Below are 17,204 nucleotides of genomic sequence, written 5' to 3' on the forward strand. Positions count from 1 at the left end.
GCGCGCCGGTTCAGCGGCGGCGTACGGTCACGAAGCGCACCGGGGTGCCCGGGACCGCCTGGGCCGCCGCCGGGAGGTCGGCGGCACGGACCACCGCGATCACCGGGTAGCCGCCGGTGGTCGGATGGTCGGCCAGGAACACCACCGGACGGCCGTCCGGGGGGACCTGGACGGCACCGAGCACCATGCCCTCGCTGGGGAGTTCACCGGGACGGGCCCGCTCCAGGGCCGGCCCCTCCGTGCGCAGCCCGATGCGGTTGCTCGCCGACGACACCCGGTAGGCGCGCGTGGTGAACACCCGGGCGGCCTCGGGCGTGAACCAGTCGGCCCGCGGGCCTGGTGTCACCCGCAGCACCAGCTCCGTCGGCGGGGACGGCTGCGGCGCGACGTCCACGCGCGCGTACGGGCCCGCCGCCGTGCCCAACGGCAGCACGGTGCCGTCCGTCAGCGGCGCGGGTCCGAGCCCGGAGAGCAGGTCCGTGGCCCGGCTGCCCAGCACCGGATCGACGGCGATCCCCCCGGAGACCGCCACGTAGCTGCGCACCCCGGACAGGGCCGCCCCCACCTCCAGGAGCTCTCCGGCCGGCACCGCGACCGGCGCGCCCCACGCGGCGGGCCGGCCGCCCACCGCCACCGGGCACGGCGCGCCCGCGACCGCGACCACCACCGCGGAACGTGCCCGCAGGGCACAGCCGTCGAGGGTGGTCTCCAGCACGGCCGCCGCGGCCGGGTTGCCGACCAGGCGGTTGGCGAGGGCGGCGGCAGGCGCGTCCAGGGCCCCGGAACGGGGCACCCCGAGATGCGCGTACCCGGGCCGTCCCCGGTCCTGCACGGTCGTCAGCGCCCCGGCCCTCACGACGACCAGCGCACGGTCGGTCATACGTCCCCCACCGGTACGAACCGGACCCGTGTCCCCGGCGCCAGCAGCGCGGCGGGCACGCGCGTGTGGTCCCACAGCACCGCCTCCGTCGTCCCGATCAGCTGCCAGCCGCCCGGCGAGGAGCGCGGGTACACGCCGGTGTAGGGGCCGGCCAGCGCCACCGCTCCGGCGGGCACCGCGGTGCGCGGGGTGGCCCGGCGCGGCACGTCGTAGCGGTCCGGCAGCCCGGTCAGGTAGCCGAAGCCGGGCGCGAAGCCGCAGAATGCGACCGTGAACTCGGTGCCCGCGTGGATACGGGCCACCTCCCGTTCGGTCACCCGCCAGTGCGCGGCGACGTCGGCGAGGTCCGGGCCGTCGTACCGGACGGGGAGTTCGACCGCGGCCCGCGCGGGCGGGGGAGTGCGACGGAACTCCGCGGTGGTCAGCTCGGCGGCCCGGCGGGCGGAGTCGTCGACGCCGTCGAGCAGGACGGTGCGGGCGGCCGGCACGATCTCGCGGACCGTCAGTGAGCCCTCCGCGCGGCGGCGCACCAACTCGGCGTGCAGCCACTGCGCCTCGGCACCGGAGCCGACCTCCACGAGGAGGGCGTCGTCACCGACGGGACGGACGGTCATCGGCAGGGCGGTGCCGGTTCCCGCTTCCGGGCTCACGCCGAGGCCCTCGCGAAGGCCCGCGCCCAGGCCCTCGCTCCCCGGACGGCCGCCGCTCACGCGAAGGCCGCCACGGTCACGCCCGCGTCCGTGAGCCGTGCGCGCACCCTGCGCGCCAGCTCCACGGCGCCCGGGGTGTCGCCGTGCAGACAGAGCGAGCGGGCGCGTACGGAGATACGCGCGCCGGAGTACGCGGTGACCGCGCCGGAGCGCGCGAGTTCCACCGAGCGCTCCACGACCGCCTCCGCGTCGCTCACCACCGCCCCCTCCCGCCCGCGTGGGACGAGCGTGCCCTCGTCGGTGTACGCGCGGTCCGCGAACGCCTCCGTGACAGCCGGCAGCCCCGCCTTCGCCGCCAGCGCCAGCAACCGCGAACCGGGCAGCCCGAGCACGGGCAGCGAACCGTCCGCGAGGAGCACCCCGTCGACCACCGCGGCGGCCTGCTCCTCGTCGTGCACCACCCGGTTGTAGAGCGCGCCGTGCGGTTTCACATAGGCCACGCGCGAGCCCGCGGCACGGGCGAAGACCTCGAGCGCGCCGATCTGGTAGGCCACTTCGGCCGCCAGTTCCGCGGGCGGCACGTCCATCGCGCGCCGCCCGAACCCGGCCAGGTCCCGGTAGGACACCTGGGCCCCGATCGTCACCCCGCGCCCCGCCGCCAGCTCGCACACCCGCCGCATGGTGGCCGCGTCCCCCGCGTGGAAACCGCAGGCCACGTTGGCGCTGGTGACGACGGACAGCAGCTGCTCGTCGTCGGTGAGCCGCCAGCGGCCGAAACCCTCGCCGAGGTCGGCGTTCAGGTCGATCGAGGTCATGGATCGGCTGTCTCTCCTGTCAGGCCACACGGAACTGCTCGTCGCGGGCGTCGCTGATGAACATCTGGCCCGGCGCGTGGGTGATGGCGAACGGCGGCCGGGAGGCCGTCACCGCTGCCTGCGGGGTCACCCCACAGGCCCAGAACACCGGGATGTCGTCGGCTTCGGTCTGCACCGGGTCGCCGAAGTCGGGCCGGCCGAGGTCGTCGATGCCGAGCGCCGAGGGATCGCCGCAGTGTACGGGGGAGCCGTGCACCGCGGGCAGCAGACTGCTCTCCCGGATCGCGGCCGACAGGTGCTGCGGCGGAACCGGGCGCATCGACACGACCATCGGCCCGCGCAGCCGCCCCGCGGGGCGGCACGGACGGCTCGTCACGTACATGGGCACGTTCCGGCCCTGCTCGACATGCCGGATCGGCACCCCGGCCGCGGCCAGCGCCCACTCGAACGTGAAACTGCAGCCGAGCAGGAACGACACCAGGTCGTCCCGCCAGTACGCCCGCACGTCCGTCGGCTCGTCCACCAACTCCCCGTCGCGCCACACCCGATAGCGCGGCAGGTCGGTGCGCAGGTCCGCGCCGCGCGCGAGCACTGTCCCGGTGGCACCGGCGTCGGTGACGTCGAGCACCGGGCAGGGCTTGGGGTTGCGCTGGCAGAACAGCAGCATCTCGTAGGCCCAGTCGGCGGGTACCGAGATCAGGTTGGCCTGGGTGTGACCGGCCGCGACCCCGGCCGTGGCGCCCGTGAGGCCGGCCCGGAAGCGGGCCCGGGCGGTTTCCGGCCGCCACGCGTGCGCGTGCCCGTCGGTCAGGACGACCGGGCGGTCCTCGGCCGAGAGGACGGGTTCCGTGTGGTTCACGCCAGTTCCTTTCCGCGCGTCTCCGGCAGCCCGAGCAGCGCCAGGGCGGCGAGTCCGTAACCGGCCGCGCCGAAGACCAGCGCGCCGCCGACGCCCCAGCTGTCGGCCAGGAAGCCCACCAGGGTCGGGAAGACCGCGCCGACCGCGCGTCCCGCGTTGTACGTGAAGCCCTGCCCGGTGCCGCGCACCTCCGTCGGGTACAGCTCGCTCAGATACGAGCCGAAGCCGCTGAAGATCGCCGACATGCAGAAGCCGAGCGGGAAACCGAGCACCAGCAGCAGCGTGTCGGCACTGCCGGGGATGTGCGCGTACACCAGCACACAGACCGCCGAGAGCAGCGCGAACAGCCAGATGTTGCGCCGTCGGCCCAGCCGGTCGGTGAGGTACCCGCCGGTCAGGTAACCGAGGAAGGCCCCGGAGATCAGGAAGGCCAGATAGCCTCCGGTGCCGACGACCGACAGCCCGCGCTCGGACTTGAGGTACGTCGGGATCCAGGTCGCCAGCGTGTAGTAGCCGCCCTGGACGCCCGTCGACAGCAGAACCGCGAAGACGGTGGTGCGCAGCAGCCCCGGGGTCCCGGCCGTACCCGGACGGAAGATCGCCGCGAACGAGCCGCGTGCCGCGCTGCGTTCCCGCGCGGCCGTCGCCTGCGGGGCGTCGTGCACCCGGCGCCGCAGCCACACCACGAGCAGCGCGGGCAGCGCCCCGGTCCAGAACATCACCCGCCAGGCCAGGTCGTCGCCGACGAAGGAGAAGACCAGCGTGTAGACGATCGCCGCGAGGGCCCAGCCGACGGCCCAGGCGCTCTGCACCGCGCCCAGGGTGCGGCCCCGGTGCCGGGCGCTCGCGTACTCGGCGACCAGGATCGCGCCGACCGCCCACTCGCCGCCGAAGCCGAGGCCCTGCAGGGCGCGGAAGACCAGCAGGGTCTCGTAGTCGGGCGCGAAGCCGCAGGCCACCGTGAAGACCGCGTAGGTGGTCACCGTGATCATCAGGGCCCGGACCCGGCCGACCCGGTCCGCGAACACGCCCGCCGCGGCGCCGCCGACCGCGGAGACCACCAGGGTGACCGTGGTGAGCAGGCCGGTCTGGCCGCTGTCCAGGCCGAAGTACGCCGCGAGCGCGACCATGCTCAGCGGCAGGGTGAAGTAGTCGTACGCATCCAGGGCATAGCCGCCGAAAGCGCCGGCGAACGCGCGCCGGCCGCGGGGGCCGAGGGCGGCCAGCCAGCCGAACGCGCCGTCGCGGGAAGGGTGTTCGCCCTTGGCCGGGTGGGGGTCGGAGGTCACGGCTTGTGGTGGCGGAGTCGTGCTCATGGGCACCTCGCAGGTGAGGGAAGGAGGGTGCGGGGACCGAGCAGTGCGGAGCCGTTCCACGGAGAGCGTGGTGGAGCGCGGTGAAGCGTGGTGGAGCGTGGTGAAGCGAAGTCGAGCGCGGAGGAGCGTGATGAGCACCGTAGAGGATTGTTCAACGATCCCTCAATAGCTACGTTGTCTCGTCCTTGGGTCTGCGGTTGAATTCGGGCATGACAGAGCAGCTGGCGGGACTGGCCGACGACCGTGCCCTCCTCGGGCGGACCAGCACCGCCGAACGGGTCTCCGACATCCTCAGGAGCCGGATCGCCGACGGCTACTTCCCGCCGGGCACCCGTCTGTCGGAGGACGGCATCGGCGGCGCTCTCGGCGTCTCCCGCAACACCCTGCGCGAGGCGTTCCGGCTGCTCACCCACGAACGCCTGCTCGTGCACGAACTCAACCGGGGCGTCTTCGTCCGGGTCCTGACCGTCGAGGACGTCGAGGACATCTACCGCACCCGCCTCCTCGTCGAGTGCGCCGTGGTCCGCGGCCTCGGCGAGCCGCCGTACGCCCTGGACGCACTGGCGGCGGCGGTCACCGAGGGGCAGTCGGCGGCGGCCGGAGATGACTGGAAAGCAGTGGGTACGGCCAATATCCACTTCCACCGCGAACTCGTCGCCCTGGCCCGCAGCGAACGCACCGACGAACTGATGCGCAGCGTCTTCGCCGAACTCCGGCTGGCCTTCCACGTGGTGGACGACCCCCACGCCCTGCACGAGCCCTACCTGGCCCGCAACCAGGAGATCCTCCAGGCGCTGCGGACCGGTGACCGGCACGGCGCGGAACACCTGCTGGAGACGTACCTCACGGACTCCCTGGAACGCGTGGTGGACGTCTACCGCCGCCGGGTCGACAGCGCCCCGTGAGTCCCACCAGTGGTGCCCCCCGGCGGAGCCGTCCCGCGTCGTTTGGGCCGTTGTCAGACCAAGGACCTAGTCTGTGCACCGTGACTTCGCCTGCACCGACGGACAGCGTTCCGCCCCAGCTCAGCGCGGGGCCGCGCCCGGCGCCGGGCCCGGCCGCCGACGAGGGGCTGGCGCGGCGGCTGCGCGCGCTCGCCTGCACCGCGCCGCTGCACGACCTGGACGCCCGCAAGGCGAACCTGGCCGGCGAGTACTCGGTGTACGGCATGGCCGAGGTGGCCCTCTCCGCCATCGACCTGGTCACGCTGAACATGGACTTCGACACCGGCGCCGACCACGAGCAGATCGTCGCCCGGCTCATCCCGCGCATCTCCGCCCAGACCCCGCACCGTCCCGCCGCCGAGCACGAGCGGGTGGCCCGCTGGGTCCTGGAGAACCTGATCAACGTCGGCAGCGTCGACCGCGGCTTCCGCGCGGTGTACGGCACCTTCGCGCCCGACGGCTCGTACGTCCGCCGGGACTACGACTTCAAGCTGATCGAGGAGGTGCCGGGCCCGGGCGGCACGGTCTACCTCCGCACGACCGACGAAGCGGTCAACGTCCTGGTCGGCGCCCTCGACACGGACGTCACCAGCGCCCAGATCGCCGCCGAGGTCAAGCTGGAGGTGCTGATCAACCGCGGCCGGCTGGCCGACGCCCAGCTCGCCGCCGAGCAGGCCCGCTACCGGACCGTGCAGTACTCGGAGAGCCTGCGCCGCGCCCTGGAGGCCACCCGTCGCAACGTGCGCGCGGTGGACTGGCTCAACGCCGTGCCCGACATGATCGCCGAGGCGCTGGACCACGTCGCCGACCGGTACCGGCACGAGAACGCGATCCTCACCAACATCCGCAAGGCCCGCGACGAGACCGAGGACGCCGAGAACAAGCGGCGCGCCGCCGAACTCGTCGACATCGTCAAGGACTGCATCCGACGGCACACCCAGTTGCAGTCGCGACTGCTGGAGGCCGGCCCGCTGTTCCGCGCGGAGCAGGACCGGCAGGCGTTCGCGACGCCCATGACGACCTCCGGAACGGACCTCTACGGGCATCTCCTCGCGCCGGTCCTGCCGTTGCCGCTGGAACAGGCGAGCCGGGTCACCGGGGCGTTCTTCGCGCACGGGACCGGCCTGCGGACACCGGTCGCGGTGCGGTTGGGAGACCTCGTCGACATACTGCTGACCCCGCCGGTGGAGCGGGAGCACCTGGGTGCGGAGATGCCGGAGCCGGACCTCATCGCCACACCGGACGACAGCCGGTTCAGCGAGTCGCAGCTGGCGGCCGCGACGGATCTGCTGGACCTGCCGCCCGACGCGCCGCGGCGGCTGTCGGGGCTGCTGGCCGAGGCACGCCGCACCGATCCCGAGCTGCCCTATCTGGTGGCTCTGCTGGCGGTGCACGCGGCCAGTCCCGCGGTCGGCACGGCGTACCGGCAGGGTGAGGAGAAGCTCCTGTTCGCCGTGGACGACGGGACGGAGCTGGACGATCCCGAGTTCGGCGGGGCGGATCTCATCGTGGGCACCGCTCTGCTGGACGCGGCGGGGATGGCGGCGGACCGGACCGAGGCCGCGTGATGGCGTGTGTCCGGTGTGAGCCCCGTGAGCCCCTGCCAGTTGCCGAGTTCGAGGAGTTGTCGTTGTGAGCGAGTACGTCGAGGCCGAGGTGTCCCCCGGCGCGGCGCCCGCTGCCGTCACGCCGGCCGACGCCGCCGATGCCGCGCGGCTCGTCGCCTTCGGTCTGCAGCCCAAGCTGCAGCCCGCGCGGGACCAGGAGTACACGGAGCTGCTGCGGCGCTACCGGGAGGAATCCGCCTTCGCGCGGCTCGCGGACGCCGTGGCCGCCGGGCTCGGGCTCGTGGTCCTCGAGGTGTCGCCCCGCGCGGGGATGGCGGTGGCCGCCGCCGAGGACTCGGTGTTCGCCGTTCGCATGGGTGACTACGCGCGCCGTACCTCCGCGGACGGCGGCGACCGGTTCCTGCACGGGCTCGCCCATCTCGCCGTCGCCGCGCTGGCGTTCCCCCGCCCCGAGGACCTGGCCGACGACGGCTACATCGGACGGATCACGGTCAACGGCGTCGACGCCTTCGTCCGGCAGGCCTGCCGACGCCTGGAGGAGCGGGCGGAGGAACGCGGTGAGAACACCGACCCCGCCACCGACGCGCCCGGCCTGGAGGCCGCCTGGCGGATCTGGGCCAGGCGCAGCGCGACCGGCGCCACCAAGGACGCCCGCAGGCTCGCCGGTTCCACCACCGGCATCATCGGCAAGGCGGTCGCCTTCCTCACCGACTCCGGCTTCCTCCAGCGCACGGGCGACGACCAGGGCGGCACCTACCGCACGACGGCCCGCTACCAGCTCCAGGTACGGGACCTCGCAGGCAGCGCCGCCATGGCCGAACTGCTCGAACTGGGGGTCGTCCCGGTCACCGACGGCACGGCCAGCCTGCTGCCCGCCGAGCACACCGAGGACCTCGACCTGGTCGCCGACGCCGGCCTGCCGTTCCACTCCTGAGCCCTCCGAACCCCTTTCCCACGTCTCACGAGAGTCCGACATGTACGAGCTGTCCCGGATCCGCCTCTACTCCATCGGACCGGCCGGTGCGCGCTACGCCGACACCGTGCTGGACCTGCGGGGTGTCGGCGAGCCGGTGCCCGACCCCGCCCCCACCCAGGCGGAGTTCTTCGAGGAGGAGCCGGTCGGCCCGCCGCGCCGGCCCGCGCCCGCCGGCGTGCTCTTCCTGGAGAACGGCGGCGGCAAGTCGGTGCTGCTCAAGCTGATCTTCTCGGTGATGCTGCCGGGTCACCGGAACACCCTCGGCGGCGCCAGCTCGGGCGTGCTGCGCAAGTTCCTGCTCGCCGACGACTGCGGGCACGTCGCCCTGGAGTGGCAGCACACGCTCACCGGCGAGTGCGTGGTCGTCGGCAAGGTGAGCGAGTGGCGCGGGAGGCAGGTCTCGAACGACCCGCGGAAGTTCGCGGAGGCCTGGTACTCGTTCCGGCCCGGCCCGGGTCTCTCGCTCGACAGCCTGCCCGTCGCCGAGTCCACCGCCGTACGGCCGCCCGTGGAGGGCGCCTCCGGGGCGCAGGGACGGCGTCGCACCATGAAGGGGTTCCGGGACGCCATCACCGAGGCGAGCAAGGCCTACCCGCACCTCGAAGTGCACTGGGAGGAGATCCACGACCGCTGGATCGAGCACCTCGGTGACCTCGGCCTGGACCCCGAACTCTTCCGCTACCAGCGGGAGATGAACGCCGACGAGGGTGAGGCAGCCGGCCTGTTCGCGGTGAAGAAGGACTCCGACTTCACCGACCTGCTGCTGCGCGCCGTCACCGACACCCGGGACACCGACGGACTGGCCGACCTGGTCAGCGGGTTCGGCAACAAGCTGGGGCGGCGCGCCGAACTGATCGCCGAACGGGACTTCACCGCCGGCTCGGTGGACCTGCTCGGGCGGATCGTGGAGGCCGCCGGGGCACGCGCACGGGCGCGTGACATCCACGCCGGGGCCGAGCGCCGTACCCGTACGCTGGCGCGGCGCCTGTCCGCGCGGGGCGTCGAGGAGCGGAACCGCGCCGGCGACCTCGCCCAGCAGGTCACGGCCGCCGCCCACGCCGTCACCCACTCCGAGGACGCCCGCGAGCGCAGCGCCCTGATCGCCGCCGAACTCGCCTACCGGCACGCCTCGCTGGCACTGGCCGCCGGTGAGAAGTCCGCCGCCGCGCAGAAGCGTGAACTGGCCGACGCGCGCACCCTGCACTCCGCCTGGCAGGCCGCCGAGGCCGTACTGCGCCACCGCGCCGCCGCAGACCGCGTCGCGCGCGTGGCCGCCGCCATCCAGGAGGCCGAGCGCGACGCGGCCCCCGCCCTCGCCGCCCGCGCCAGGGCCGCCGTCGATCTCGTACGCGCCCTGCACGCCGCCGCCGAGGGCGCCGAGCACCTCGCCAACGAGGAGGAGGAGCGGTCCGCCGCCCTCCAGGAGGTCAGCGACGCCGCCTACCGGGACTCCACCGCCGCCGCCACCGAGGCCCAGCGAGCCCGCAGCGAGGTGGGGCACCTGCGCCAGCGCCTCGGCGAGGTCGAGCAGGAGACGGCCGAGGCGGTCCGCGCGGGCTGGCTCGACGACAGTGCCCCCGACGCCGACCCGGCCCGGGCCGCGCTCGCCGCGAGCGACGCCGAGAAGACGGCCGTGACCGCCTGGGACACCGCACGCGAGGCCTCCCGCAAGGCGAGCGAGCACGCCCGCGAGGCGGCCGCCGCCGAGTCCCGTGCCGAACTCACGGCGGCCCGCGCCGCCGACGCGGCGACCGCGGCGGAGCGGACGTACGACGCCGAGAAGCGGCTGGCCGAGAGCCTTGCGGCGGAGGACCGGCTGGCCGAACTGCTGGGCCTCACCGGTTCCCGTACGGTCATCCCGAGGCCCCGGCACGAGGACGGCGACGACACGCTCGGCCCCGAGGAACTCGACCGGTTCGCCGACGAGTTGCGCGAACTGCTCGACGACGCCGTCGGCTCCGCCGAGCGCCACCTGTTCGAACTGCGCACGGCGGCCGCCGACGACTCCCGGATCCTCGGCGCCCTGGGTGACGGCGGTCTGCTGCCGCCCGGACCGGACGTACTGGCCACCGTCGAGTTCCTCGGCGAGCACGGCATCCCGGCCCTGCCCGGCTGGCGCTATCTGGCCCAGGCCGTCGACCCCGCCGACCACGCGCGCGTGCTGGCCGCCCGCCCCGAACTCGTCGACGGCGTCGTCATCACCGACCCCGGCACACACGCCCGGGCCCGCGAGGCACTGACCGACGCGGCCCTGTTGCCGCGCTCCGCCGTCGCCGTCGGCACGGCCGCCGCCCTGCTCGCACCGACCCCGCCCGCCGACGCCACCCCGGGCGACGTGTTCCTCGTACCGCCGAACCCGGCCATGCACGACGAGCACGCCGCCGACGAGGAACGGCAGGCGCTGCGAGCCCGGGCGACCGAGCGGGACGAGGAGATCCGCACCCTCGCCGCCCGGCTCGGCAAGGACCGCGAACTGGCCGCCCGGCTCGCCTCCTGGCGCACCGGCTGCCCCGCCGGACGGCTCGTGGAGCTGGCCCGGGCCGCCCAGGAGGCGCGCGCCTTCGCCCAGGAGGCCGAGGCCGAGCTGGCCGAGGCGCGCACCGCGCGGGCCGAGGCCGACGAGGCCGCCGCCGAGACCGCACAGGTACGCGACGAACGCCAGGAGGCCGCACAGAAGGCCCGACGGGCCGCCGACGCCCTGGCCGGCCTCGCGTTCCGGCTGCGCGAACGGGCCGGCTGGCAGGTCAAGCTCCGCGAACTCGCCGACGAGGCGGCCGAGTCGGAGGCCCGCGCCCAGTCCTGTCTGGAGCGCGCCCGCGCCGCCGACGAGGACCGGCGCGGCGCCCAGCGCGCCGCGGACGACGCCCGCCGCACCGCCCGCGCCCTGCGTGCCGAGCGCTCCGAGATCGCCGGCGCCCCCGACGACGTACCCGACGCGGACGAGGACGGTCCGAAGGCCTCACTGCCCGCCCTGCGCGAGGCCTACCGGACCGCTTCCCAGGTGTACGAGAAGGTCGGCGTGGGCGCCGATCTGCGTGCCGAGCAGGCCCGCGCGGAGAGCGACGACAGCGCGGCCCTGGCCGAACTGGACCGGCTGAGCAACAAGGTCCGCACCCGCGCGGAGCAGCTGCTCCAGTCACCGGACGGCTCCGACGGTCCCTCCCGGCAGGCCGCCGCCGCCCGGGCGGAGGAACTGGTGCAGCTCCTGGAGACCCGGATGTCCGCCGCCAGCGAGCAGCTCGGACGGCTGCGCGGCGAGGCCGAACGGCACGCTCCGCAGGACGGCGAGGCCCACACCGAACTCCCCGAGGAACTCCAGCCGCGCGACGCCGAGCACGCACAGGCGCTGCTGCGCACGGCGACCGCCGAACTGGCCTCCCGCACCGAGGCGCTGGCCCGGGCGCGGGAGGCCCACGCAGAGCTGCTGGCGGCCCACCGGGCGGCCGAGGACGCGGCGAGCGGCTTCGACGAACTCGCGGCCATGCTCCGTGACCTGCTGCGCGAACACACCGCGGAGGAGGAGCAGGAGGAGCCGGAGCCCTACCCCGGCAGCCCGGAGGAGGCCCGGCAGTCCGCCGCCGAGGCCCGCAGGTCGCTGCGGGGCTGCGCCGGTGACCTGTCCGCCGCCGAGGCCGCCGTACGCGAGGCGAGCGACGTGCTCGTAAGGCACGCCAACTCGACCCGCTACGAGGCCGTACGCACCCCCGCCCGGCAGCAGATCCGCGAACTGCCCGCCGCCGCGCTGCCCGAGCACGCCCAGAAGTGGGCCGACGCCTTCGCTCCCCGGCTGCGGGTCCTGACCGACGAACTGGCCCAGCTGGAACGGAACCGGGACTCGATCGTGGACCGGCTGCGCGGCCTGGTGGAGTCCGCGCTGGCCACCCTGCGGTCCGCGCAGCGGCTGTCCCGGCTGCCCGAAGGGCTCGGCGAGTGGTCCGGGCAGGAGTTCCTGCGCATCCGGTTCGAGGAGCCCGACCAGGCCACCCTCACCGAACGCCTCGGCGAGGTCATCGACGAGGCGACCCGGGCCGCCGTGAAGAAGAACTCCGATCTGCGCCGGGACGGAATGTCCCTGCTGCTGCGAGGGGTCGCTGCGGCGCTGCAGCCGAAGGGCATCGCCGTGGAGATCCTCAAACCGGACGCGGTGCTGCGCGCGGAGCGGGTGCCGGTGGGCCAGATGGGCGACGTGTTCTCCGGCGGCCAGCTGCTGACCGCCGCGATCGCCCTGTACTGCACGATGGCCGCGCTGCGGTCCAACGACCGTGGGCGGGACAAGCACCGGCATGCCGGGACGCTCTTCCTCGACAATCCCATCGGCCGGGCCAACGCCACCTACCTGCTGGAGCTCCAGCGAGCGGTGTCGGACGCGTTGGGCGTGCAACTCCTCTACACGACCGGGTTGTTCGACACCACCGCGCTGGCCGAGTTCCCGTTGGTCATCCGGTTGCGCAACGACGCCGACCTGCGGGCCGGGCTGAAGTACATCAGCGTGGAGGAACACCTCCGGCCCGGGCTGCCGCAGCAGCCCCAGGCCGGTGAGGCCGTGCACAGCGAGATCACCGCCACCCGGATGTTCAGGAAGCCGTCGGACTGAAGGCTCCCTCGCCCTCAGGGGTGGGACAGCTGCCCGGCCTGACCGCCGCGCCCGGGTATCCGCTTCTGTCCGCGCCCGGCGGCACGCTCCTGCCGCCGGGCCGCGCGCCGCTCGCGGCGCAGTTCCCGCGCCGTGCTGCTGGGCTCGGAGACCACGCCGTTGCGCTGGTTCCACACCTGGCGGGTCACCCAGACGTCCACCACGCTCCAGGTGGCCACCACCGTGCTCACCACGCTGCTGATCACCATCGGGAAGGCAAGCCAGGACTCCGCCATCGTGCAGAAGAACGCCACCATCGCCTGGATCAGCGTCACCGAGATGATGATCAGCGCCCGCACCCCCGCGGTGCGCACCGGGTCCGGCATCCGGTACCGCTTGGCGGGTTCCTCGACCCACAACGGCCGGTACTGCGCGTGCGGTTGCGCCGTCGATCGCCCCACCGCACCGTCCTCGGGCGCCAAGCGCCGCTGAGCCGTCCCCATCAACGTGTCACTCCCCACCGCCGGCAGAACCTCGCCCGGAGTCCGACGACCCCGCTCCCCAGTGGCTGCCCGGCTTACGTTGTTCTACGCCGCCCGGACACGGGATCCGGCTCCTGTGGCCGATTTCCGATTCCGCATCCATTGCCCACCAACAAGGACGAACGAACTCGCCCGATGATTCCCGACCAGCGAAAAATTCCGGCCAACTGATCCTTCGTACCGGTCCCGCCCCACTCGCGCGAAGACGACGCGATCGCGGTGGCAATCTCCCGCAATGCCCGGACAACTCCTCCTGTCCGTTCCCGTCCGCCCGTCATGTCTCGGCGCGGATGCGGAAGTTCACCGTCCGGACGGTTCTTCGAGTTATCCCTGTGGCGGTAGTAGGCTCGCGCCGTTTGTTGACGCACATATGTACCCCCGCCCCGCGGGGGTCGAGCTGGGGGAGGCCATGCGCTTTCGCGGGAAGTCGATCCGCCGGAAGATCGTGGCGCTGCTCCTCGTGCCGCTGGTGTCCCTGACGGCCGTCTGGGGCTTCACCGCCGTACTCACCGGGCGCGAAGTCAGCCGGCTGTTCCAGGTGTCGGCCGTGGTCGAGGACATCGGTTACCCCACCGACGACACCATCAAGGTCCTCCAGCAGGAACGCCGGCAGACCCTCGTCTATCTCGCCGATCCGCGCGCCGCCGACGCGCTCGCCGCACTGCGCCGCACCCGCAGCGCCACCGACGGCGCCGTCGCCAGGCTCCGCGCGAACGCCCGGAAGGGAGACGTCCGCGACGCCGTGAACGCGGACGACGGCGACCGCCTCACCGCCGTGCTCGACGCCTTCGACGGCATCGCCCCCCTGCGCCGCAGCGTCGAGGCGGGGACCGTCAGCCGCTCCCAGGCCTTCGACCTGTACAACCGCCTTGTCGAACCCTGCTACGCGCTGCTGACCAGTCTCGACGGCCTGGACGACGTCGAGATGGAGAAGCAGGGGCACGCCCTCGACAACCTCACTCTCGCCCGGGAACTCCTCTCCCGCGAGGACGCCCTGCTCGGCTCGTCCCTGGTGGTCGGGAAGATCTCCCGCGACGAGACCCGTGAGATCTCCGACCTGGTCGCCCAGCGCACCCTCCTCTACGACACCAGCCTGCCGCTGCTCCCGGCGACGGAACGCGACCGCTTCGACCGCTTCTGGAAGGACGCCACCAGCGCTCCGCTGCGGGCCTCGGAGCAGTCCGTCATCGCCCTGGGCTCCGGCACACCCGACGACGTCAGTGCGAAGAGCTGGGACACCGCCGCCGGCAGCGTCCTGAAAGAACTGAGCAGGCTCGACGACCAGGTCGCCGACGGCTACCAGAACCGCATCCGGCCCGTCGCCGTCAGCGTGATCGTCCAGGCGGCCGTCGTCGGGGTCCTCGGACTGGTCGCCGTGCTGTTCTCGCTGATCATGTCGGTCCGGGTCGGCCGCTCCCTCATCCGTGACCTGCGGCTGCTGCGCCAGGAGGCGCACGAGGCCTCCGGGGTCCGGCTGCCGAGCGTGATGCGCCGGCTGTCCGCCGGGGAGCTGGTCGACGTCGAGACCGAGGTCCCGCGCCTGGAGTACGACAAGAACGAGATCGGCGAGGTCGGCCAGGCCGTCAACACCCTCCAGCGCGCCGCCGTGGAGGCCGCCGTCAAGCAGGCCGAACTGCGCTCCGGCGTCTCCGAGGTCTTCGTCAACCTCGCCCGCCGCAGCCAGGTCCTGCTGCACAAGCAGCTCACCCTGCTCGACACCATGGAACGCAGGACCGAGGACACCGACGAACTCGCCGACCTCTTCCGCCTCGACCACCTCACCACCCGGATGCGCCGCCACGCCGAGGGCCTGGTGATCCTCTCCGGCGCCGCGCCCTCGCGCCAGTGGCGCCGGCCCGTCCAGCTGATGGACGTGGTGCGCGCCGCCGTGGCCGAGGTCGAGGACTACGAACGCATCGAGGTGCGCCGGCTGCCCCGCGTCGCCGTCACCGGCCCCGCCGTCGCCGACCTCACCCACCTCGTGGCCGAACTCCTGGAGAACGCCACCGTGTTCTCGCCGCCGCACACCGCGGTGCAGGTCCTCGGCGAACGTGTCGCCAACGGCTTCACCCTGGAGATCCACGACAGGGGTCTCGGCATGGCCGCCGAGGCGCTGCTCGAGGCCAACCTGAGGCTTGCCGAGACACCCGAGTTCGAACTCTCCGACACCGACCGGCTCGGGCTGTTCGTGGTCAGCCGCCTCGCCCAGCGCCAGAACGTGCGCGTGTCGCTCCAGCCGTCCCCCTACGGCGGCACCACCGCGGTCGTCTTCATTCCCGACGTGCTGCTCACCGACGACGTCCCCGACACCAACGGCATCGGCTTCCGCCTGGACCGCGAGCACCTCGCCCCCCAGGCGGAGACCGAGAAGAGCCGGGCCGCCGCCCTGAGCCAGGTACCTTCGCACCGGACCGGGACGCCGGCCGCGCCGCTCGACGGGCCGGTCGAGCTGGAGGCGCCGGCCGACCTGGACCCACTGGGCGGCTTCCCGGGCGCCCGCACCGCCGACGACCGCGAACGCGGCGGACTCCTCCACCCCGGACGCCCCCTCACCCGGACCGGCGACGACACCGTGCCCGGCGTGGACGAGCCTCGTCGGAGCGCGCCCGGGACCGCGGACGCCTTCCAGGACGAACGCCCCGGCGGACCCGTGGCGCTGCCCAGACGGCATGCGCCCAAGCTGGTCAGCTCGCACGGCAAGCCCGTCACCGAGCCGCGCGCCCGCCGGGCCGAGTCCGACCGGCGAGAGCAGGCGGACCCGGGCCGCCCCGAGCCGGGGCGGCTCGCCCCGCTGCCGTCCCGCCGCCGCACCGACGCCTCCGGGCACCGCGCCACCGGCTCGGCCGAACGGCCCGGGGAACACCCGGCGTACCCGTCCGAACCCGCCTGGCCGACCGCCCCGCCCCAGCGTGACCGCCGCTCCGAGCTCACCACCGGCAGCGGCCCCGACGACTCCGTCCCGCCCCTCGGCAGCACGCCCCCGGAGGCCGAGTCCGGCACCCGGCCGCTGCCCAGGCGGGTACGGCAGGCCAACCTGGCCCCGCAACTGCGACAGGACCCCGCACGACCCGCCCCGCGCGAACCGGAACCCGTCGAGCGTGACGCCGACGAGGTCCGCAGCCGCATGGCCTCGCTCCAGCGCGGCTGGCAGCGCGGGCGGACGGAGAACGCCACGGGCGACGGGGTCCGGCAGGGCACAGCACAAGGAACGACTAAGGGGGACGGTCGATGACCGATCCGATGGCGACCGGCCGCACGGCGACGAACAAGGGCGAGCTGAACTGGCTCCTGGACGACCTCGTGGACCGGGTGGCAAGCATCCGCAAGGCCGTCGTGCTCTCCGGCGACGGCCTGCCCACCGGGGTCTCCAAGGACCTCACCAGAGAGGACAGCGAGCACCTGGCGGCCGTGGCCTCCGGCTTCCACAGCCTCGCCAAGGGCGTGGGCCGCCACTTCGAGGCGGGCAGCGTCCGGCAGACCGTCGTCGAACTCGACGACGCGTTCCTGTTCGTCACCGCCGCCGGCGACGGCAGCTGCCTCGCCGTCCTCTCCGACGCCGACTCCGACGTCGGCCAGGTCGCGTACGAGATGACCCTGCTGGTCAAGCGGGTCGGCGTACATCTGGGGTCCGCTCCGCGCACCGATCTGCCCGCAGGCGGGTAGTGGGATGACATGAGCGCAGACGGTCAGGGAACAGGTCGCTGGTTCGACGACGAGGCCGGACCGGTCGTCCGTCCGTACGCCATGACGCGCGGGCGCACCACGAGTCCGGCCCAGCACCGCCTCGACCTGATCGCGGTGGTCGTCACGGAGCCCCACGCGGACGACCCCGAGGCCGACCGGACGCTGTCCCCGGAGCACGTCGACATCGTGGAGCTCTGCCGCGAGGTACCGCAGTCGGTCGCCGAGCTGGCTTCGGAACTCGATCTGCCCATCGGAGTCGTCCGGGTCCTCATCGGCGACCTCGTCGCCGGGGAACTCGTCCACGTCAACCGGCCGGTGCCCCCGGCCGAGCTGGTGGACGAGAGTATTCTGCGCGACGTGATCAACGGCCTCCGGGCGCTGTGACCGGCGTGGAAGC

At 73.7% G+C, this 17,204-nt stretch carries 13 protein-coding genes; 7 read left to right on the top strand and 6 right to left on the bottom strand.

What is annotated here, in order from left to right:
• Positions 1-10: 10 nt before the first annotated feature.
• From AB0G52_RS33770 to AB0G52_RS33790, 5 genes are all read right to left on the bottom strand, one after another.
• Positions 11-880 (bottom strand): biotin-dependent carboxyltransferase family protein, encoded by an 870-nt coding sequence (locus AB0G52_RS33770; protein WP_132894202.1) that lies wholly within the window; start codon positions 878-880, stop codon positions 11-13.
• On the bottom strand, positions 877-1,494 hold the full coding sequence (gene pxpB, locus AB0G52_RS33775) for a 5-oxoprolinase subunit PxpB (RefSeq protein WP_361341832.1): 618 nt from the start codon (positions 1,492-1,494) through the stop codon (positions 877-879). The genes AB0G52_RS33770 and pxpB overlap by 4 nt, the downstream gene beginning before the upstream one ends.
• 92 nt (positions 1,495-1,586) lie before the next feature.
• Positions 1,587-2,345 (bottom strand): 5-oxoprolinase subunit PxpA, encoded by a 759-nt coding sequence (locus tag AB0G52_RS33780; RefSeq protein ID WP_132894204.1) that lies wholly within the window; start codon positions 2,343-2,345, stop codon positions 1,587-1,589.
• A gap of 19 nt (positions 2,346-2,364) precedes the next feature.
• Positions 2,365-3,204: a putative hydro-lyase gene (locus AB0G52_RS33785; protein ID WP_132894206.1), complete on the bottom strand. Its 840-nt coding sequence runs from the start codon at positions 3,202-3,204 to the stop codon at positions 2,365-2,367.
• Positions 3,201-4,520 carry an MFS transporter gene (locus AB0G52_RS33790; protein WP_361341781.1) on the bottom strand — a complete coding sequence of 440 codons (1,320 nt, stop codon included), beginning with the start codon at positions 4,518-4,520 and terminating at the stop codon, positions 3,201-3,203. The genes AB0G52_RS33785 and AB0G52_RS33790 overlap by 4 nt, the downstream gene beginning before the upstream one ends.
• 209 nt (positions 4,521-4,729) lie before the next feature.
• Here AB0G52_RS33790 and AB0G52_RS33795 point away from each other — a divergent pair, with 209 nt between their 5' ends.
• The 4 genes from AB0G52_RS33795 to AB0G52_RS33810 all read left to right on the top strand — a co-directional run bounded on the left by AB0G52_RS33795 (position 4,730) and on the right by AB0G52_RS33810 (position 12,602).
• Entirely contained in the window at positions 4,730-5,425 is a 696-nt protein-coding gene (locus AB0G52_RS33795; RefSeq protein ID WP_132894210.1) for a GntR family transcriptional regulator, read from the top strand.
• Between the two features lie 80 nt (positions 5,426-5,505).
• Positions 5,506-7,032 (top strand): hypothetical protein, encoded by a 1,527-nt coding sequence (locus tag AB0G52_RS33800; RefSeq protein ID WP_132894211.1) that lies wholly within the window; start codon positions 5,506-5,508, stop codon positions 7,030-7,032.
• 64 nt (positions 7,033-7,096) lie between these two features.
• Positions 7,097-7,966: a hypothetical protein gene (locus AB0G52_RS33805; protein ID WP_132894213.1), complete on the top strand. Its 870-nt coding sequence runs from the start codon at positions 7,097-7,099 to the stop codon at positions 7,964-7,966.
• Between the two features lie 40 nt (positions 7,967-8,006).
• Positions 8,007-12,602 carry a hypothetical protein gene (locus AB0G52_RS33810; protein ID WP_361341786.1) on the top strand — a complete coding sequence of 1,532 codons (4,596 nt, stop codon included), beginning with the start codon at positions 8,007-8,009 and terminating at the stop codon, positions 12,600-12,602.
• Positions 12,603-12,616: 14 nt separating this feature from the next.
• On the opposite strand, the gene AB0G52_RS33815 is transcribed toward AB0G52_RS33810, so the two are convergent.
• Positions 12,617-13,102, bottom strand: coding sequence for a hypothetical protein (locus tag AB0G52_RS33815; RefSeq protein ID WP_361341789.1), 486 nt, complete (start codon positions 13,100-13,102; stop codon positions 12,617-12,619).
• A 430-nt stretch (positions 13,103-13,532) separates the two neighbouring features.
• Here AB0G52_RS33815 and AB0G52_RS33820 point away from each other — a divergent pair, with 430 nt between their 5' ends.
• From AB0G52_RS33820 to AB0G52_RS33830, 3 genes are read left to right on the top strand one after another with little or no spacing between them, the layout of a single operon-like run.
• Positions 13,533-16,355 carry a nitrate- and nitrite sensing domain-containing protein gene (locus AB0G52_RS33820; RefSeq protein WP_361341792.1) on the top strand — a complete coding sequence of 941 codons (2,823 nt, stop codon included), beginning with the start codon at positions 13,533-13,535 and terminating at the stop codon, positions 16,353-16,355.
• Complete coding sequence (locus tag AB0G52_RS33825) at positions 16,352-16,786, top strand: roadblock/LC7 domain-containing protein (protein ID WP_132894220.1); 435 nt, start codon at positions 16,352-16,354, stop codon at positions 16,784-16,786. Before AB0G52_RS33820 ends, AB0G52_RS33825 begins: the two co-directional genes overlap by 4 nt.
• 9 nt (positions 16,787-16,795) lie before the next feature.
• Positions 16,796-17,191, top strand: coding sequence for a DUF742 domain-containing protein (locus AB0G52_RS33830; protein ID WP_132894222.1), 396 nt, complete (start codon positions 16,796-16,798; stop codon positions 17,189-17,191).
• Positions 17,192-17,204 lie beyond the last annotated feature (13 nt).

This window comes from Streptomyces sp. NPDC021562, from assembly GCF_040640875.1.
Classification (GTDB): Bacteria; Actinomycetota; Actinomycetes; order Streptomycetales; family Streptomycetaceae; genus Streptomyces.